At 42.2% G+C, this 19,035-nt stretch carries 21 protein-coding genes and 2 riboswitches; of the genes, 16 read left to right on the forward strand and 5 right to left on the reverse strand.

Annotated elements, in window-relative coordinates:
- The 5 genes from mtnE to mtnD form a co-directional block, all read left to right on the forward strand.
- The coding region (gene mtnE / locus RAC86_RS10480) for a methionine-glutamine aminotransferase (protein WP_377885575.1) at positions 1-1,176 on the forward strand (1,176 nt) is incomplete at its 5' end.
- Positions 1,177-1,214: 38 nt separating this feature from the next.
- Positions 1,215-1,315: riboswitch (SAM riboswitch) on the forward strand.
- Positions 1,316-1,399: 84 nt separating this feature from the next.
- A complete protein-coding gene (gene mtnW / locus RAC86_RS10485) occupies positions 1,400-2,617 on the forward strand; it encodes a 2,3-diketo-5-methylthiopentyl-1-phosphate enolase (protein ID WP_033884236.1) in 1,218 nt (405 codons plus the stop codon).
- The gene (mtnX, locus tag RAC86_RS10490) at positions 2,614-3,321 is read left to right on the forward strand and encodes a 2-hydroxy-3-keto-5-methylthiopentenyl-1-phosphate phosphatase (protein ID WP_080529254.1); all 708 of its coding nucleotides are present in this window, start codon (positions 2,614-2,616) and stop codon (positions 3,319-3,321) included. Before mtnW ends, mtnX begins: the two co-directional genes overlap by 4 nt.
- The gene (locus RAC86_RS10495) at positions 3,279-3,908 is read left to right on the forward strand and encodes a methylthioribulose 1-phosphate dehydratase (RefSeq protein WP_029317714.1); all 630 of its coding nucleotides are present in this window, start codon (positions 3,279-3,281) and stop codon (positions 3,906-3,908) included. The genes mtnX and RAC86_RS10495 overlap by 43 nt, the downstream gene beginning before the upstream one ends.
- A 14-nt stretch (positions 3,909-3,922) precedes the next feature.
- The gene (gene mtnD / locus RAC86_RS10500) at positions 3,923-4,459 is read left to right on the forward strand and encodes an acireductone dioxygenase (RefSeq protein ID WP_377885577.1); all 537 of its coding nucleotides are present in this window, start codon (positions 3,923-3,925) and stop codon (positions 4,457-4,459) included.
- A gap of 40 nt (positions 4,460-4,499) precedes the next feature.
- On the opposite strand, the gene RAC86_RS10505 is transcribed toward mtnD, so the two are convergent.
- Complete coding sequence (locus RAC86_RS10505; RefSeq protein WP_003232481.1) at positions 4,500-4,820, reverse strand: YkvA family protein; 321 nt, start codon at positions 4,818-4,820, stop codon at positions 4,500-4,502.
- Positions 4,821-5,022: 202 nt separating this feature from the next.
- On the opposite strand from RAC86_RS10505, the gene spo0E reads away from it, so the two are divergent.
- Entirely contained in the window at positions 5,023-5,280 is a 258-nt protein-coding gene (spo0E, locus tag RAC86_RS10510; RefSeq protein ID WP_003218598.1) for an aspartyl-phosphate phosphatase Spo0E, read from the forward strand.
- An 85-nt stretch (positions 5,281-5,365) separates the two neighbouring features.
- Entirely contained in the window at positions 5,366-5,797 is a 432-nt protein-coding gene (locus RAC86_RS10515; protein WP_014113583.1) for a hypothetical protein, read from the forward strand.
- A gap of 27 nt (positions 5,798-5,824) precedes the next feature.
- Here RAC86_RS10515 and RAC86_RS10520 read toward each other — a convergent pair whose 3' ends face one another.
- Positions 5,825-7,345 (reverse strand): sporulation kinase KinD, encoded by a 1,521-nt coding sequence (locus RAC86_RS10520; protein WP_072566188.1) that lies wholly within the window; start codon positions 7,343-7,345, stop codon positions 5,825-5,827.
- Between the two features lie 192 nt (positions 7,346-7,537).
- Here RAC86_RS10520 and mhqR point away from each other — a divergent pair, with 192 nt between their 5' ends.
- Positions 7,538-7,975 (forward strand): MarR family transcriptional regulator MhqR, encoded by a 438-nt coding sequence (gene mhqR / locus RAC86_RS10525; protein ID WP_003232475.1) that lies wholly within the window; start codon positions 7,538-7,540, stop codon positions 7,973-7,975.
- Between the two features lie 38 nt (positions 7,976-8,013).
- Here mhqR and motB read toward each other — a convergent pair whose 3' ends face one another.
- From motB to clpE, 3 genes are all read right to left on the reverse strand, one after another.
- On the reverse strand, positions 8,014-8,799 hold the full coding sequence (gene motB / locus RAC86_RS10530) for a flagellar motor protein MotB (protein ID WP_003218604.1): 786 nt from the start codon (positions 8,797-8,799) through the stop codon (positions 8,014-8,016).
- Positions 8,771-9,583 carry a flagellar motor stator protein MotA gene (gene motA / locus RAC86_RS10535; protein ID WP_003238984.1) on the reverse strand — a complete coding sequence of 271 codons (813 nt, stop codon included), beginning with the start codon at positions 9,581-9,583 and terminating at the stop codon, positions 8,771-8,773. Before motA ends, motB begins: the two co-directional genes overlap by 29 nt.
- Positions 9,584-9,971: 388 nt before the next feature.
- The gene (gene clpE / locus RAC86_RS10540) at positions 9,972-12,071 is read right to left on the reverse strand and encodes an ATP-dependent protease ATP-binding subunit ClpE (RefSeq protein WP_072566189.1); all 2,100 of its coding nucleotides are present in this window, start codon (positions 12,069-12,071) and stop codon (positions 9,972-9,974) included.
- Between the two features lie 366 nt (positions 12,072-12,437).
- Between clpE and RAC86_RS10545 the strand changes: the two genes are divergently transcribed.
- The 8 genes from RAC86_RS10545 to RAC86_RS10580 all read left to right on the forward strand — a co-directional run bounded on the left by RAC86_RS10545 (position 12,438) and on the right by RAC86_RS10580 (position 19,002).
- Positions 12,438-13,481 carry a YkvI family membrane protein gene (locus RAC86_RS10545; protein ID WP_014113587.1) on the forward strand — a complete coding sequence of 348 codons (1,044 nt, stop codon included), beginning with the start codon at positions 12,438-12,440 and terminating at the stop codon, positions 13,479-13,481.
- A 141-nt stretch (positions 13,482-13,622) separates the two neighbouring features.
- A riboswitch (PreQ1 riboswitch) is annotated at positions 13,623-13,667 on the forward strand.
- Between the two features lie 128 nt (positions 13,668-13,795).
- On the forward strand, positions 13,796-14,455 hold the full coding sequence (gene queC / locus RAC86_RS10550; protein WP_072566190.1) for a 7-cyano-7-deazaguanine synthase QueC: 660 nt from the start codon (positions 13,796-13,798) through the stop codon (positions 14,453-14,455).
- Entirely contained in the window at positions 14,448-14,897 is a 450-nt protein-coding gene (queD, locus tag RAC86_RS10555) for a 6-carboxytetrahydropterin synthase QueD (RefSeq protein ID WP_072566191.1), read from the forward strand. Before queC ends, queD begins: the two co-directional genes overlap by 8 nt.
- The gene (queE, locus tag RAC86_RS10560; protein ID WP_014113590.1) at positions 14,890-15,621 is read left to right on the forward strand and encodes a 7-carboxy-7-deazaguanine synthase QueE; all 732 of its coding nucleotides are present in this window, start codon (positions 14,890-14,892) and stop codon (positions 15,619-15,621) included. The genes queD and queE overlap by 8 nt, the downstream gene beginning before the upstream one ends.
- A gap of 17 nt (positions 15,622-15,638) precedes the next feature.
- Positions 15,639-16,136, forward strand: coding sequence for a preQ(1) synthase (gene queF / locus RAC86_RS10565; protein ID WP_003218613.1), 498 nt, complete (start codon positions 15,639-15,641; stop codon positions 16,134-16,136).
- Between the two features lie 392 nt (positions 16,137-16,528).
- Positions 16,529-17,725: a spore protein YkvP gene (ykvP, locus tag RAC86_RS10570; protein ID WP_072566192.1), complete on the forward strand. Its 1,197-nt coding sequence runs from the start codon at positions 16,529-16,531 to the stop codon at positions 17,723-17,725.
- A gap of 15 nt (positions 17,726-17,740) precedes the next feature.
- Positions 17,741-17,968: a LysM peptidoglycan-binding domain-containing protein gene (locus RAC86_RS10575; RefSeq protein WP_061187358.1), complete on the forward strand. Its 228-nt coding sequence runs from the start codon at positions 17,741-17,743 to the stop codon at positions 17,966-17,968.
- Between the two features lie 98 nt (positions 17,969-18,066).
- Positions 18,067-19,002, forward strand: a complete 936-nt coding sequence (locus RAC86_RS10580) for a glycosyl hydrolase family 18 protein (protein WP_061187359.1) — start codon at positions 18,067-18,069, stop codon at positions 19,000-19,002.
- The last annotated feature ends 33 nt before the right edge of the window (positions 19,003-19,035 follow it).

The following is a 19,035-nucleotide window of genomic DNA, read 5'->3' on the forward strand; positions in this document are numbered from 1 at the left end:
ATATTGAAGGAATTGCCTAAACAATTCTTCGCTTCTCTGGTGCAGAAAGTGAACCGAAAGCTCGCAGAAGGACATGACGTTATCAATCTAGGACAGGGAAATCCAGATCAGCCGACTCCTGAACATATTGTCGAGGAGATGAAACGAGCTGTTGCTGATCCTGAGAATCATAAATATTCTTCTTTTCGCGGCTCATACCGTCTGAAGTCAGCGGCTGCTGCATTTTACAAAAGAGAATACGGCATTGATCTGGATCCGGAAACCGAAGTCGCTGTATTATTCGGCGGAAAAGCCGGTCTAGTCGAGCTCCCGCAATGCTTGTTGAATCCCGGTGATACGATTTTAGTTCCCGATCCGGGTTATCCTGATTACTGGTCGGGTGTCACACTTGCAAAAGCAAAGATGGAAATGATGCCGCTCGTAAAGGACAGGGCGTTTCTCCCTGATTACAGCAGCATAACCGCTGAAGTAAGGGAACAGGCGAAATTGATGTATTTGAATTATCCGAATAATCCTACCGGAGCTGTTGCTACTTCCGAGTTCTTTGAAGATACCGTGCGTTTTGCGACTGAAAACGGAATCTGCGTCGTTCACGATTTTGCTTACGGCGCTGTAGGATTTGACGGCTGCAAGCCTTTAAGCTTTTTGCAGACTGAAGGTGCGAAGGATATCGGAATTGAAATTTACACGCTGTCAAAAACGTATAATATGGCAGGATGGCGGGTTGGCTTTGCCGTCGGAAACGCTTCGGTCATTGAAGCGATCAATCTTTATCAAGACCATATGTTTGTCAGTCTTTTCAGAGCGACTCAGGAGGCTGCAGCAGAGGCACTGTTAGCCGATCAGACGTGTGTGGCAGAGCAAAATGCCAGGTATGAGAGCAGGAGAAACGCTTGGATCACGGCATGCCGGGAAATCGGCTGGGATGTAACAGCTCCCGCAGGTTCTTTTTTTGCATGGCTGCCTGTGCCTGAAGGCTATACTTCAGAGCAGTTCTCAGATCTTTTGCTGGAAAAAGCGAATGTGGCAGTTGCGGCTGGAAACGGCTTCGGTGAATATGGCGAGGGCTACGTCAGAGTCGGACTTTTAACAAGTGAAGAAAGACTTAAGGAAGCCGCTTATCGAATTGGCAAACTGAACCTGTTTACCCAAAAAAGCATTGACAAGACCTTATAACGATGGGATAATTCAAAATAATTTATAAAATCTATATTTTCTTATCAAGAGCAGGCAGAGGGACGAGCCCGATGAAGCCCGGCAACCGACTTATAAAGCACGGTGCTAATTCTTGCAGCTAGCGGCTGAGAGATAAGATTCGGACGAGAAACGAAACCTCTTTAGACGCGATTGCAGTTTGAAGAGGTTTTTTGATATGGATGAAAATGAAAGGAGCTCTGGCATGAGTGAGTTATTAGCGACATATCTCCTGACCGAACCGGGAGCCGATACAGAGAAGAAAGCAGAACAAATCGCAACAGGATTGACAGTAGGCTCCTGGACTGATCTGCCCCTTGTAAAACAGGAGCAAATGCAAAAGCACAAGGGGCGTGTGATAAAAGTTGAGGAGAGAGAGGGAACTCCTGCATCAGAAAAACAAGCGGTCATCACAATTGCCTATCCTGAAATCAATTTCTCTCAGGATATTCCGGCTTTGCTGACAACAGTGTTTGGCAAGCTGTCGCTGGACGGAAAAATCAAATTAATCGATCTTCACTTCTCTGAAGCATTTAAGCGTGCACTGCCGGGACCGAAGTTTGGCGTATACGGCATCCGGAAGCTGCTGGGAGAGTTTGAGAGACCGCTGTTAATGAGCATATTTAAAGGCGTAATCGGAAGGGACCTGAGTGATATTAAAGAACAGCTCCGGCAGCAGGCGCTTGGCGGAGTTGACTTGATTAAAGACGATGAAATTTTCTTTGAGACAGGTCTAGCGCCTTTTGAAACAAGAATTGCAGAAGGAAAGCAAATATTGAAAGAAACGTATGAGCAAACCGGACATAAAACGCTGTATGCGGTGAATTTGACTGGACGTACGGCTGATCTGAAAGACAAAGCGAGACGCGCCGCCGAGCTGGGAGCGGATGCGCTTTTGTTTAATGTCTTTGCTTACGGCTTGGACGTTATGCAAGGCCTTGCAGAAGATCCTGAAATCCCAGTTCCGATTATGGCGCATCCAGCAGTCAGCGGAGCGTTTACGTCTTCTCCGTTTTACGGTTTTTCTCACGCTCTTTTACTCGGAAAATTAAACCGATATTGCGGTGCTGACTTCAGCCTCTTTCCGTCTCCATATGGTTCGGTTGCGCTTCCAAGAGCAGATGCACTGGCGATTCATGAAGAATGTGTGAGAGAGGATGCTTTTAACCAAACATTTGCTGTTCCGTCAGCAGGCATTCATCCCGGCATGGTTCCGCTATTAATGCGTGATTTCGGCATAGACCACATTATTAACGCCGGAGGAGGCGTACATGGACATCCGAACGGTGCCCAAGGCGGGGGGCGAGCGTTCAGAGCCATTATTGATGCGGTCCTAGAGGCCCAGCCGATTGATGAAAAAGCCGAACAATGCAAGGATCTTAAGCTTGCGCTAGATAAATGGGGAAAGGTTGAAGCCGTATGACGACTCGAAAACCTTTTATTATTTGTGATTTTGACGGAACAATCACGATGAACGACAACATTATAAATATCATGAAAACATTTGCTCCCCCAGAGTGGGTGGCATTAAAAGACGGCGTACTTTCCAAAACGCTGTCGATCAAGGAAGGTGTCGGGCGGATGTTCGGCCTTCTGCCCAGCCGTTTAAAAGAAGAGATTACAAGTTTTGTATTGGAAGATGCAATAATCAGGGAAGGCTTTCGGGAATTTGTAGCATTTATCAATGAGCACGAGATTCCGTTTTATGTCATAAGCGGTGGAATGGACTTTTTTGTATATCCTTTGCTTGAAGGCATTGTGGAGAAAGACCGCATTTATTGCAACCATGCTTCATTTGACAATGACTATATCCATATTGACTGGCCTCATTCCTGCAAGGGCACATGCAGCAATCAATGCGGGTGCTGTAAGCCGTCGGTCATCCATGAACTTTCTGAACCGAACCAATATATCATCATGATCGGTGATTCGGTTACAGATGTGGAGGCAGCAAAGCTGTCTGACCTATGCTTTGCAAGGGATTATTTATTAAACGAATGCCGGGAGCAAAACCTCAATCATCTTCCGTATCAAGATTTTTATGAGATAAGAAAGGAAATTGAGAATGTAAAGGAGGTACAGGAATGGCTGCAAAACAAGAACGCTGGCGAGAGCTCGCTGAAGTAAAACGGGAATTGGCAGAGAGAGATTGGTTTCCGGCGACTAGCGGCAATCTGTCAATTAAGGTTACAGATGATCCTTTAACATTTCTCGTCACTGCAAGCGGAAAAGATAAACGCAAAGAGACGGTTGAAGATTTTCTGCTGGTTGATCAAAACGGAGAGCCTGCTGAAAGCGGGCATTCTCTGAAACCGTCAGCAGAAACGCTTTTGCATACACATTTGTACAATAAAACCAATGCCGGATGCTGCCTGCATGTCCATACGGTAAACAATAATGTGATTTCAGAGTTATACGGAGACCAAAAGAAAATCACATTCAAAGGGCAGGAAATTATAAAAGCACTCGGCTTGTGGGAAGAGAACGCAGAAGTGACCGTTCCGATTATAGAAAATCCGGCACATATCCCGACGCTTGCGGCACTGTTTGCGGAAGAGATTTCAGAAGATTCAGGAGCTGTTCTGATCCGAAATCATGGTATTACGGCTTGGGGGAGAACAGCATTTGAGGCAAAAAGAGTGCTTGAAGCGTATGAATTTTTGTTTAGCTACCATTTGAAATTGAAAACACTCCAGCATCAGCTGGTTAAATAAAAGGAGGAATTGAAATGGCTACAATTCGAATTCATGATGAGGCAAATACAACGATTGAAAATCAAGAGGAAGTGGCAAGATTTCTGGACAGTCAAGAGGTTATTTATGAGCAATGGGATATCACGAAACTTCCGGAACATCTCTCAGAGAAATATGATCTGACAGAAGAAGAAAAACAGCAAATTCTTGATACCTTCGAAACTGAAATTAAAGATATCTCAACCCGCCGCGGCTATAAAGCACAGGATGTTATTTCATTGTCAGACAGCAATCCGAAACTTGATGAACTGCTTGAAAACTTTAAAAGAGAGCATCACCATACAGACGATGAGGTTCGTTTTATTGTAAGCGGACACGGTATTTTTGTCATTCAAGGCAAGGACGGAACGTTTTTTGATGTCCGTTTAAACCCTGGAGATTTAATCTCCGTGCCTGAGAATATCCGCCATTACTTCACGCTTCAGGAGGACCGCAAAGTTGTCGCGGTGAGAATTTTTGTCACAACTGAAGGCTGGGTTCCTATTTATGAAAAAGACAGCGTGAATCAATAAGCATGAGATAGCCCCGTTCATCGAACGGGGCTTTTTATATTTATTGCAAACGCCACTTTTCATACTGTGACAGTTCTTTTTTAATCAGTGTCCAAATCAAACCTAAAACAGCTGCATCGTCAATGAACCCAAGACCGAGGATTACGTCTGGAATGATATCGAGCGGCATGACGATATACAGGATTGCGGCAGTTAACAGCAAAAGTGTTTTAACCTGTGAACGAGGGTAGTCGCCATTTCGCCAATCGCGAAGCATCTGAAAAAAAGTAGTGATGTGCTGAATACATTTTTTTCGGTTTTTCCTCTTCAAAATTGCTTTTCCGCCTGCCGCTCCGAGCATAATTGCTTTCTTTTTCTTCATTGGGCATACCTCCTGCCTGGCGGCGTGTTTAAGATATTCTTCACCTGGGTATTATTCTTCTAATCCTATCAATATATCTATTATACCCGAAAAATTAACTTATTTAATGAAAATATGTTTACAAATAAAGTATAATCTGTAATAATGCACAATAACCCAATCAAACTTGTTTCCTATTTCTTAGCGGCGAGGGGTGAAGTGAATGGGCGGTTCTTCTGAACAAGAAAGATTGTTGGTGTCTATTGATGAAAAAAGAAAGTTAATGATAGATGCCGCTAGAAAGCAGGGATTTACAGGGCATGACACGATCAGACACAGTCAGGAGCTGGATTGTTTAATAAATGAATATCACCAGCTCATGCAAGAAAACGAACATTCTCAAGGGATTCAAGGCCTTGTAAAGAAATTAGGCTTGTGGCCCCGCAGAGATGTTATGCCAGCATATGATGCAAATAAATAGCGGCGCTGTCAAATGCATATATAAAGAGAGAGCTTTTCAGAAGCGCTCTTTTTTTCTGGAAAAATTCATATGAAAGAGGGAACTGATGAAAGAACTGGCGATTCTCATTACTGAAATGGTCAATCAATTTCATGACGCTTTTATCTCATTATGCGGAATGTTTGGCATTCATTTAACAGACAAAGAAATGCATTTTTGGGTGATCGGCATTTTTGGCATAATCTTTTTCGGCGTCACTCACGCTGTGTTTTCATGGCTTTCTAAATGGAGCATGACAGCCTTGTCCTTTATCTATACCGTTACAGTGATCATTGTTATCGTATTTGCGATTGAAATTCAGCAAAAAGTGACGGGGAGAGGGAACATGGAGTTTTTAGATGCCACGGAAGGGTTAAAGGGTTTTTTAGTATTCTTTATGTTTTTTTTGCTTCTGAAATTGCTGTTTCGCTTCATCAAAATACTCTTTTCTGGCAGAACAGCAAGCAAGTCGACTGGCAATCCACGGTCACGAAGATAAAAAACCCTCCTGACACGGTCAGGGGGGCTATGAAGCGGATACGGGGAGGGTGATCGTCACCTCTGTGCCTCTTCGCACTTCACTTTCGATATGAATAGAGCCACCGTACATCAGAACGATCCGTTTACATACGACAAGGCCGAGACCGGTTCCTTTTTCTTTAGAAGTAACAAAGGGAAGGAAGATATGATCCAGCATTTCCTGAGAAATCCCTTCACCGTTATCCACAACTTTGATAATGGCCTTTTTATCCAAAGCTCCCACTGAGATCGTCAGTTTGCCTCCTTCAGGCATTGACTCGAGGCCATTTTTTGCTACATTTAAAATCACTTGTTTAATATGATCTTTGGTGCATTTTACGAGCAAAGGCTGCTCAGTTAAATACTGTAATTCGACTTCAACATTGTATAGGTTGCCCTCAGAATAGATGATCGGCATAATTTCACCGATAATATCCTGGAGCGAGTTCAGCTCCCATTTTTCAGCTGTCGGCTTGCCGAGAACGAGAAACTCACTCACAATTTGATTAATGCGCTTTATCTCTTGTTCGATAATGGAGAAGTAAAGCTGATCTTCTTCACCTTTATATTTCTTTTGCAACAGCTGAATAAAGCCGCTTATGCCGGTGAGCGGGTTACGGATTTCATGGGCTGTGCTGGCAGCAAGCGTTCCGATCAGCTCTAATTTTTGCGCCTCATTTTCTGAGCGCTCCAGCTGTGTCTGCCGCTTCAGCAAATAATACAGCACGAGAATAAAAAGGATATTCAGCAGAACAATACTACATGAAAGCGGAAGCACAAGGCTTTTCGTCAGTTCTTCTATTGTAACCGGGTTCGGATATACTTTCATATTCCAGCTGATATCATCCAGATATCCGCTGACAGGTTTCTGATCTATTGCATGTGAGGCCTGTCCGCTCGTAAAAATTATTTTTCCGTCTTGATTCACAACTTCAATATAAACATCAGGGCTAAGTAAGTTAATGAGATTTTTCAGATAATCAATTTGAATAGCTGCGACAAGATAATTTGTCACATTTCGTTTTGAGTCCAAAACAGGGACACAAATTGTAAAAATCGGCTGGCCTGTAATTCTGCTCGAATAACTATCTGAAATGACTGTCTTTTTTGTTTCCTTCGCTTTTGTAAAAAAAGATCTGTCGGCCAGGTTTACTTTCATTTTTAACTCTGTTGTGCTTGCGGTGACGTCTCCTTTGGCATTTAGAAAATAGAGACCGGAAAATCTCGGCTCTGAATCAAAGGTTTTTTCCAAAATCGACTGCATTTTCTTTATATCAACCGGTCTGTCGATTGCGATGGACAAGGAAGTCATTCTCGCCTCTGTTTCTCCGATTAAATAATTGATTTTGTTGCGGTGAAGGTTCAGCATTACACTCGCTTCTTGCTTATGTTCTGCAGCTATAGTATCTTTTTCTTTTTCATATACGAAAAAGCTGATGACGATTGCCGGAATCACGACCAGTATAATATAAAGTTTGACTCTCCCGCAGGCGCCTTTTAGTATTTTCAATTTGCATCGCTCCAACATACACCTGATTAGAGGTATTATATCATTGTTTCTTCTTCTTTAATAAGAAAAAATAACCAAAAAAATTAGAAAAAGATGTTGAGCAGCTTATAATATAAAAAAGAAGAGAAATATTGGAAAGATTTTTATTGACATTTCGGTCTTTGTTTATTAATGTTTCTCTGTAACGGTTTCTAAAAGGATGATTGAGACATGACAGAAAAATCACTGAAGTTATTTATCGTGCTGTCGCGCGCGTATCGGTCCATTAACGATCATATGAATAAGCATATTCATAAGCATGGACTAAACCCGACTGAATTTGCTGTGCTAGAGCTGTTGTACCATAAAGGCGATCAGCCGCTGCAGCAGATAGGAGATAAAATTCTCTTGGCTAGCGGGAGCATCACATACGTTGTAGATAAGCTGGAACAAAAAGAACTCCTCATTCGGAAAGCGTCTCCTACAGACAGACGTGTGACATTTGCACAAATTACTGAAAAAGGCATCGGTCTTTTGAATGATATTTTTCCTGATCACGCTGCTGAAATTGATGAAATGATCAGCGTATTAAGCGAAGAAGAGGTAGAGATGTGCACGGAAATGTTAAAAAGAGTAGGATTAAACGCAAAACAGTTTCATAATAAGTAAAAAAAGGAAGCCTGATATGTCACAGGCTTCCTTTTTAACTATTTTTCATTTGTTTCCGCTGCGCCTCTCGGCAAGATGAGAACTTCAACACGCCGGTTTTTGCTTCGGCCTTCCGCTGTTTTGTTGGAAGCAACCGGTTTATACTCACCATACCCCTTGGCACTGAATACTTTTGCATCGAGCTTAGGGTTTTCAATCAGTAGCCCCATAAAGTTTACCGCTCTCATGACGCTTAAATGCCAGTTTGATTGGAATTCAGAATTTTTAATTGGCATATTATCAGTATGTCCGCTAATAATGATATTTCTTGGCGGATTAATCACAAGAAGATTTGAAATCTCTTTTGCAAGCGGAACATCTTCCTTACGGATGGTCGCTTTCCCAGAATCAAAGAAGATACTGTCTTTAATCGTAATCAGAAGGCCTTCACTAGTCATCTTCGTTTCCAGCTGATGTTCCAGCTTTTTATCTTTGATGAACTTTTCCACCTGGCTCTTCACATTTTCAAGTTCTTTTTGATCAGCGGCTTTTTCTTTTTCTTTCTTGTTTTTCTCTTTCTCTTCTTTATCCTTTTCAACTTCATCGATTCCGTCTGACTCGTTTTCTGGAGGGGTGACACTGGAGTAGTCCATTACGCCGGTGCCACCTGTAAAGACTTCATTAAATGATTTTGAAAGCATCTGAAACTTAGCTGCGTCAATCGAGCTGCTCGCGTACAGCACAATAAATAATGCCAGGAGAAGAGTAAGGATGTCGGCGTAAGGGACGAGCCATGATTCATCAACGTGTTCGTCCTCATGCTTCTTCTTCTTTTTTCTCGCCATTTTGCGCCTCTCCTTGTTCTGCAAATTTCAAGCGGTCCTTCGCAGGAAGATACATTAAAAGCTTTTGTTCGATGACTTTCGGTGCCTGTCCTTCTAAAACGGATAAAACACCTTCAATCATGACCTCACGCAGTTTTACTTCTTGTTTTGATTTGCGTTTTAATTTATTTGCGAAAGGATGCCATAATACATATCCCGTAAAGATACCGAGAAGGGTGGCGACAAAGGCTGCACTGATAGCGTGTCCAAGCTCATCTGTATTGTCCATATGAGAGAGGGCGGCAATCAGTCCGATTACAGCGCCTAGTACTCCAAGTGTCGGCGCGTACGTTCCCGCCTGTGTAAAAATAGCGGCTCCGGCTTGGTGCCTGTCCTCCATCGCTTCGACTTCCTCTGTCATGATATCTCTGATAAATTCCGCACTTTGCCCGTCAACAGCCATGCTGAGCCCGTTTTTCAGGAAAGCGTCATCTACATCCTCAATGCTTGCTTCTAAAGCAAGCAGGCCTTCACGGCGTGCAAGCTGGGCCCATTCAGAGAACATAGGAATGAGCTCCTCTATCGTCAGCTGTTTGTTTTCTTTAAATAACACTCGGAACAGCGCAGGCACTTTTTTAATTTCTTTTGTTGGGAACGCAATAACGACTGCTGAGATTGTCCCGGCGATAATAATTAAAATGGCAGCTGGGTTTGCAAGCGCGCTGAAACTGACGCCTTTCAGAACCATCCCCACGCTCAATGCCACAAAAGCAAGAATAATACCTATTAACGAAGTTTTATCCATAGTTTTCACCAAATCCTTTTTTACTAGCTTGTCTATGGTTAATATCGGTTTTGGTGCCCGGAACTTTAGGGACATTGTGAATTTGTTCATGAAATATTCAAGGAAGAGGCATAGTAGGGAGAAATAAACAAAAACGGGCCTTTCGAAATTGAAAAGCCCGAGAGTTTAGCGGTATTGAATTTGGCAGTTTGTTTGCAAGCTGTCCTTCAGGCGGTTTTCATATAATAATAGAAATAAATATTCACTGTATATAAACATGTTCCATCCCTCCTTAAGAAAAGTGTAAAGGATGAAGGGAAGTAACGCTTCGGGGGAAGGAACGGTATTTTCTCAGTAAAGAGTATGAATCCGCAAAAAAGCGGCTTCCTAAATAGGAAACCGCTGATTATTATTTCGCTTGCACTTTGATTGTATGATCTTCTGCAATGACGTGAAAACTTGTGATCTCGCTATTGTCAAGCAGCAGATCGGTCATTTTATCCTCAATCCATTCTTGGATGGTTCTTCTGAGCGGACGTGCGCCGAATGAAGGGTGGTAGCCCAGCTCAGCGATTATTTCTTTCGCTTCGTCTGTCACACTCAAGCTGATGCCGCGTTCTGACAATGTTTCTTCAAGTTCTCCAAGCAGCAGGCTGACGATTTTGACCAAATGTTCTTTTTCCAGTGAGCGGAACTCAATAATGCTGTCAAAACGGTTGAGGAACTCAGGTTTAAAGAACATGCTCAGTGAATCAATCAATGTTTGTTCTTCGATTACACTGTCATCTGATTGGAAACCGACTTTCGTTTGTTTCTCACCAGCACCCGCGTTGCTTGTCATGATAATCACAGTGTCTTTAAAGCTTACGGTTCTGCCTTGGCTGTCTGTCAGACGGCCGTCCTCCATAATTTGCAGGAACATATGCTGAACGTCAGGGTGTGCTTTCTCAATCTCATCGAGCAACACGATGCTGTATGGATTGCGGCGCACTTTTTCTGTTAATTGCCCAGCTTCCTCATGGCCGACATATCCAGGCGGTGAACCGATGATTTTAGATACGGCGTGTTTCTCCATGTATTCGCTCATATCGAGTCGGATGATAGCGTCTTTTGTGCCGAATAATTCATCTGCCAGCGTTTTAGAAAGTTCTGTTTTCCCTACGCCGGTAGGGCCGACAAAGAGGAAGGAGCCGACTGGTCTGTTTTTGGATTTTAATCCGGCGCGGCTTCGTCTTACCGCTTTTGCCACTTTTTGAACAGCGGCTTCTTGTCCGATCACGCGTTCACGAAGTTTTGCTTCAAGCTCTTTCATTTTTGTTTGTTCATCTGCCTGCAGTTTGCCGACAGGGATGCCTGTTTTTTGTTCAATGATATCCTGAATGTGCTCAGCTTTCACAGTGACAGCGGAATGAGCAGAAGAGCTGTTCAGCTTTTTCTCTAATGCAATTTCTTCATCACGGAGTTTTGCCGCCAGTTCGTAATTTTCTTCTTCCAAGGCTTTTGTTTTTTCGGCTTCAATCGCAGTTAAGCGTTCAGCCGCATCTTCGTCATTCAGCTCATCAATTAACAGATTGGCTTTTGAACCTGCTTCATCTAATAAGTCAATTGCTTTATCCGGCAGGTGTCTGTCCTGAATGTAGCGGGATGATAAAGTCACACATGCTTTGATTGCTTCATCACTGAATGTCACGCCGTGATATGCTTCGTATTTGTCTTTGATCCCTTGCAGAATGAGGATGGCCTGTTCAATTGAAGGCTCCTGCACCATGACAGGCTGAAAACGTCTTTCCAGCGCGGCATCTTTTTCGATTTGACGGTATTCTTTCAGTGTTGTCGCACCGATGACTTGCAGTTCGCCTCTGGCAAGGGCAGGTTTAAGAATGTTGCCTGCGTCCATTGATCCTTCAGCAGAGCCAGCGCCAACGAGAAGATGAATTTCATCAATGAACAGAATGACATTTTTTCGTTCTTTCAGCTCAGTGATCAGCTGTTTCATTCTCTCTTCAAATTGGCCTCTGATCCCTGTGTTTGCAACAAGGGATGCAACATCAAGCAAGTAAAGCTCTTTGTTTTTCAGTTTGTTTGGAACATCACCTTCAGCAATTTTTAAAGCAAGTCCTTCGGCGATGGCGGTTTTCCCTACACCCGGCTCACCAATGAGAACTGGATTGTTTTTGTTGCGGCGGTTCAGAATTTCGATCACGCGCGCCACTTCTTCATCACGGCCGATGACGGGGTCAATGAGACCTGCTTTTGCACCGTTTGTAATATTTTGAGCCAGCTCATCAAGCAATCCTTTTTTCTCGCCTTGTTTTGCTGCACTATGTTCTTTCGGTTGGAATGCTTGTTCAAATGGAAAACCGAAAGATTGAGGACCCATGCTCATTGAGGGTTTACGAGTCAGTTCGTTATAGCAGGTTTCACATAGAACCATATGTTTATGAACGGAATTTATTTGCATGTTAAGGCGAATCGTCGCCTCGTTTTGATGACAATGTTGACAACGCATTTGCCAAAACCTCCTTAAAAGTTTGATCTTCTTTGACCAATGAATGTGAATAAAAAGGTCGTTTGGATTTGACCTTCTTTGACTATTAGTATACGGCAAACTTAACGGCTTTCAAAACAATTTGCTCAGAGCAGTCTGACTATTTGACTAACTTTGACCAATTGGTTTTTAAAAAAGGCCGGTTCATTTGACCAACTTTGATTAATAGTATACTCTGACCATCTTTGACTTTCAAGTCTTTTGCGTAAAAAATTTTTGATTTGTTTACACAGTAAAACATGTTTTCTTCGTCTTTTCAAGGAACTTGTCTCATAGGTTATAAAAAGGCATATATGGACAAAACTGCGGTTCGTTCGGAGGGGAGAAATGGAACAATCAAAAGGGTCTGCAAGTCAGCTTGCTTTTGTGTATGTCGGTACAGTAGTCGGAGCTGGATTTGCGACTGGCAGGGAAATTGTTGAGTTTTTTCTGAAGTTCGGCTGGTTCGGTTTATTCGGTATTATCATCAGCGGCGGGATGTTTACGTTTTTGGGGGCCAAGCTGATGATCATTTCAAAGCGAATCAATGCCAAGTCATATCAAGAAATGAATATATTTTTGTTCGGTGCGACAGCTGGGCGGATTATCAATGTGTTTATGCTGTTTGTTCTCCTCGGTGTCACATCTGTTATGCTTTCTGGGGCAGGGGCGCTTTTTGAGGAGCAGCTGGGGATGTCTGCTCAGATTGGGATGCTGATTACAATCGGATTGAGCTTAATTGTGATGACTAAAGGGGTAAAAGGCATTTTCGGTGTCAATGTGTTTGTTGTTCCTCTTTTGATCATCTTTTCTATGATTGTGGTGGCCGACTCTTTTATTTTCAGCGAGTCGCGGAACGCAGCTCAGTGGGTCTGGCCACATCGCTGGGACTGGCTGTTGTCAGCGGTTTCTTACGGCGCTTTGAATTTATCGCTTGCCCAAGCGGTTTTGGTTCCACTGGCGAATGAAATGCCATCGGAAAAGGTGATAAAAAAAGGCGCTTTAGTTGGAGGCACGATGCTGACGATTGTGCTGTCCGCGAGTTTTCTGTCATTGTCGACACTCCCGGATGTATTTTTGTATGATATACCGATGGCTCAAGTGGTTTATCTCTTTGCGCGATCTGTCCATTTGATTTATTTGCTCATTATTTTCGGTGAAGTGTTCACATCAGTTATCGGCAATCTATATGGGTTGGAAAAACAAGTGCAGAGCTTTCTGCCAATGAAAAGCAAATATATCTTTGCAGCCATTATGATTACGGCTTATATCACGAGCCAAATTGGATACGGAAAGCTGATTTCAACGATTTATCCTTTGTTTGGCTATGTGAGTTTGGCCTTCATAGGCGCCCTGATTTGCAAAAAGTCTCCCCGGCGGCGCAGTTTGTAACATACATATATAATGAAGCGAGCCGTCATTGCAGAACGATGCTTGAACGGAAAGCTAGGGGCTGACTTTTTTTATTGTCAAGAAAAACAACATTATGGTAAGATAGCAGAAGTGAAAAATTGAAGAAAATCCGTACGATATGCGGGAGAGGTTCTAGCTACACCCTCTATAAAAAACTAAGGACGAGCTGTATCCTTGGATACGGCCTTTTTTATGTTTTTCTAGAGCACCTTCCGAAAAGGTGTTTTTTTGTGTAAATCAGCTGTAGCGATGTCTCTCGCCGAAAGTTTTTATTGCGGAGAAGGAGAGGAATCATGAAAAAAGAAAAAGCAATTGTCGTATTTAGCGGCGGTCAAGACAGCACCACATGCTTACTGTGGGCTCTAAAGGAATTCGAAGAAGTCGAAACGGTGACTTTTCATTACAATCAGCGTCATTCGCAGGAAATTGAAGTGGCAAAATCCATTGCAGAAAAGCTTGGTGTGAAAAACCATTTGCTCGATATGTCACTTTTAAATCAGCTTGCACCGAATGCTCTGACAAGAAATGATATTGATATAGAAGTAAAAGACGGCGAACTGCCATCCACATTTGTTCCGGGCCGCAATTTGGTATTCTTATCTTTTGCGTCTATTCTGGCATACCAAATTGGCGCGCGCCACATTATTACAGGAGTTTGCGAGACAGACTTCAGCGGTTATCCTGACTGCCGTGATGAATTCGTGAAATCTTGCAATGTAACAGTAAACTTGGCGATGGAGAAGCCGTTTGTGATTCATACGCCTCTCATGTGGCTGAATAAGGCAGAAACGTGGAAGCTTGCAGATGAGCTTGACGCGCTTGATTTTGTAAAAAACAACACGCTGACATGTTATAACGGCATCATCGCAGCCGGCTGCGGCGAATGTCCGGCATGCCACCTTCGTTCAAAAGGGTATGAAGAGTATATGGCGATGAAAGGAGAGCGTGCATAAATTGTTATCTCAAATTTATCCGCAGGCCCAGCATCCTTATTCATTTGAATTGAATAAGGACATGCACCTCTCAGCTGCTCATTTTATCCCTCGGGAAAGTGCTGGAGCGTGCAGCAGGGTTCACGGGCACACGTATACCGTAAATATAACAGTTGCCGGCGACGAACTTGACGATTCCGGCTTCCTTGTCAATTTCAGCGTACTCAAAAAACTGGTGCACGGAAACTATGATCATACGCTTTTAAATGATCATGAAGATTTTTCTCAGGACGACCGGTATTCGCTGCCGACAACTGAAGTCGTGGCGAAAACGATTTATGACAACGTACAGGCTTATTTAGACACATTGGAGAATAAGCCGAGCTGTGTACAGGTGTTTGTCCGTGAAACACCGACAAGTTACTGTGTCTACCGTCCGAAAAAGGGTGGTTTGAATGGCTAAAGGAATTCCTGTATTAGAAATATTCGGCCCGACGATTCAAGGAGAAGGCATGGTGATCGGACAGAAAACGATGTTCGTCCGTACAGCCGGCTGTGACTATTCCTGCAGCTGGTGTGACTCCGCCTTCACTTGGGACGGGTCTGCTAAAAAAGATATTCGCTGGCTGACGGCTGAGGAGATTTTTGCAGAGCTTAAGGACATTGGCGGAGACGCGTTTTCCCACGTGACGATCTCAGGCGGCAACCCGGCCCTGTTAAAGCAGCTGGATGCTTTTATCGAACTGCTGAAGGAAAATAACATCCGTGCAGCGCTCGAAACCCAGGGGACCGTTTATCAGGATTGGTTTACGCTGATTGATGATCTGACAATTTCTCCAAAACCGCCAAGCTCAAAAATGGTGACAAACTTTCAAAAGCTTGATCACATTTTGACTTCACTTAAAGAGAATAACAGACAGCATGCTTGCAGCTTGAAGGTAGTCATTTTTAATGATGAAGATCTGGAGTTTGCCAAAACGGTGCACAAACGTTACCCGGGAATCCCGTTTTATTTACAAGTCGGTAATGATGATGTGCATACGACAGATGATCAGTCACTGATTGCACATTTGCTTGGAAAATATGAAGCGCTTGTTGATAAGGTAGCTGTCGACGCGGAGCTGAATCTGGTCAGAGTGCTTCCGCAGCTCCACACCCTGTTATGGGGCAACAAACGCGGAGTATAATAGAAAGGAAGATAAATATGACGACAAGAAAAGAATCAGAATTAGAAGGTGTCACACTGCTTGGCAACCAAGGAACAAATTATTTGTTTGAATATGCGCCGGACGTGCTGGAATCCTTCCCGAATAAACATGTAAACCGTGATTACTTTGTAAAATTCAACTGTCCTGAGTTCACATCTTTATGCCCGAAAACAGGACAGCCTGACTTTGCAACAATCTACATCAGCTACATTCCTGATGAAAAAATGGTTGAAAGCAAATCATTAAAGCTGTATCTGTTCAGCTTCAGAAACCATGGTGACTTCCACGAAGACTGCATGAACATCATCATGAATGACTTGATCGAATTAATGGACCCGCGCTACATTGAAGTATGGGGCAAATTCACGCCAAGAGGCGGAATTTCCATTGACCCGTACACAAATTACGGAAAACCGGGCACGAAGTATGAGAAAATGGCCGAATACCGTATGATGAACCATGACTTGTATCCGGAGACGATTGATAATCGTTAATGAGAAGTCAACAAAATTAGGTAAGGTCACACTTGAAAATGGTTCATTTTATGGGGGAACGTGTGACTTTTATGCAATGAAAAATTGATCGTTCAGAAGTTATTTAAGGCGTACAAATGTGTACGTCTTTTTCTTTTTATGCACAAAAATAAACTATTAACTACGTCAGAAGGCTAGTCAAATCAAAGAAAAAGTGTTTTGTAAATCGCTTGCTTTTTCTGTGCTGGCGAGAGAAACGATTCATTTTCATTCTCTTACAATTTCATTTTGCAGGAAGCTATCACGTTATCTCGCACTTGAACATTTTTTATAGACTGGTACCGCGACAAATTATTTTACTTATACATACCAATAAAGTAGACATTAAAAGGTGAAAGAGAGGGCGAAAATGTGTGAAAATTCTTTTCCTCGAGAGTCATCCCATGTGGCTCTATGGTTTACCGAATGGGTTTAGGGAAGCAGGACATACCGTAATGATTTCGGGTCCTGTAAGTCGGGAAAATATCACTGAAATGATAGACGAATTTAAACCAGATCTAATAGTATCTATGGGATGGACACCAGAGCATTCAAGGGAAAAGCAAATCTGGATTCGCAACGCAACTAAAAAGGTGAATATCCCCCTTGTTTATTGGGCAACTGAAGACCCACTGCACACTCAAAACTTTACCATTCCGTTAATTAAAAAGATGAAACCGGATTTTGTTTTCACGGTTACGCCTTCTCTGTGTAAAACTTATGAAAGCATGGGGATTAAAGCAGCCCACTTAGACTTTGCCTATCACGAAAGTATACATCACCAGATTAAACCATTAGCAAAATACAGTTGTGATATAGCAGTGGTAGCTAATGCTTACCCTAATTTTCTTGAAGAACATCCGGAAGTGTTCCGTTCGTCCTCTTTAAAAACGCTTATTCGTCCTCTTATACGAAAGGGTATTCGCATTGATTTTTGGGGGAGAAATTGGGAAAACATGAGTAAATATATAGGAAGAGAAATTCCCCGCAATTGGATCCATGGATATCTTGATTATACTGAAGCGTATAAAGTTTACAGTTCAGCAAAAATCATTATCGGATTGCAAAACTGTGAAAGCCAACTTACGCAACGCACCTATGAGATTCTTGGTTCCGGGGGGTTTTTATTGACATCGGAAACACCAGCAGTTCGAGATAAATTCAAACCTGGTCGCGATCTTATCGTTTCTTCCTCACCCAAAGAAACATTGGAAAAGGTTAAATACTATTTGAATCATGATAGCGAGAGAAAAAAGATTCGGATAAACGGTAAAAAGGCTGTAAAGAAAGATTCCTATCGGCATAGAGCTGAGAAAATGATTGAGGTGCTAAAAAGCAGAGGAATCTTAAGAAACGTAGGGGAAACCATTCATTATGTAGATGTCCTCAAAGAAAAATACGAGATTCATCATGTTACTCTCGGTGAAACATTATCAAAAATTGCAAGGAAGTATAATGTTTCCCTTCAGCAGATCATGGAGCTTAATCATTTCAAATCGGATCAAATATATGCTGGACAAATTATTAAGATTAGAGAGAAACGGTCTAGAGATGTAAACAAATTTTTCTAAAGGAGAGTCATATGAATGAAGGGAAAAATACCTAAAACAAGAAATCAAGCGAATAAAGTAAAAAGAACGCCTCGTTATATGGAATTTCCCGTAACATATGAAGTTTATCATGTGGAATCTGGCGATACATTATGGACGATTTCCAAATCCTTTAATATTCCGGTACAACAACTTATGAATCTTAATAAAATTTCTTCAGATAGAATTTATCCAGGACAAATTATAAAGATAAGAGAAAGATAATCTTTGAGGTTTCGGAAACGAAACAAATTGAAATGATCAGTCTTCATTTTTTTTATTTGTTGGGAACTTGATATTTTTGGGGATGAAGGGGTTATGAGATGTTTCAAATGAGCTATTTCTATTCTGGATTAAGTAGCGATTTTATTCAACACGTTGATCAAACGAACGGAGTATTAAATGTCGTGTCTCCTGATTTTTTCTATATCAGAAAAGATGGATCATTACTTCTCCGTTCAGCTGATCCCGATGTGATTAAAACTCTTCATAGAAGAAAATTAAAAGTAGTTCCTTTTCTAAGCAATCATTGGAATCAGGATTTGGGACGATTTGCATTAAAGAACCGAGTGCTTTTGGCTAAACAAATTTCTCATGCAATAGAAGAACTGGATTTGGACGGAGTTAATATCGATATAGAAAACCTTACAGAAAAAGATCGGAAGGCATTTACGGATTTTGTTAGACTGGTAAGAAAAAGTATTCCTGGACATAAAGAGGTATCAGTTGCAGTGGCGGCAAATCCTTTTGGCTGGACGAAGGGCTGGCACGGATCATATGATTACGAAAATTTAGCAAAATATGCAGACTATCTTATGGTTATGGCCTATGATGAAAGCCGCCTTGCTGGGCCTACTGCAAGTGTAGGATGGGTGGAAAGGTCCATTCAATATGCTCTAACCCAAAAAATCTCCCCTCAAAAACTAGTTTTAGGATTGCCATTCTATGGCCGCTGCTGGATGAATGGCGAATCTAATTCTCAAGCCATTCCCCTTTACCTTGTTGACTCATTAGTAAAAAGACATAACGGGACAATTATTTTTGACACAAAGAGTCAATCTCCAAAAGCGGTGTTTACGATCAATCACGACAAGAAGGGTCCATTACCTTCAGGAACATATACATTATGGTTTGAAAATGAACAGTCACTCAGAGCAAAAATAAAAATCGTTCAAAAATATAATCTGAAAGGCCTTGGCAGCTGGAGTCTTGGACAAGAGGATTCGTCAGTTTGGAATAAAGTGTTTAAAAATATATAAGGATTTATAGTTCTAAGCAAAATCCAAGATAAT

It is taken from the genome of Bacillus sp. LR_5 (assembly GCF_042709275.1).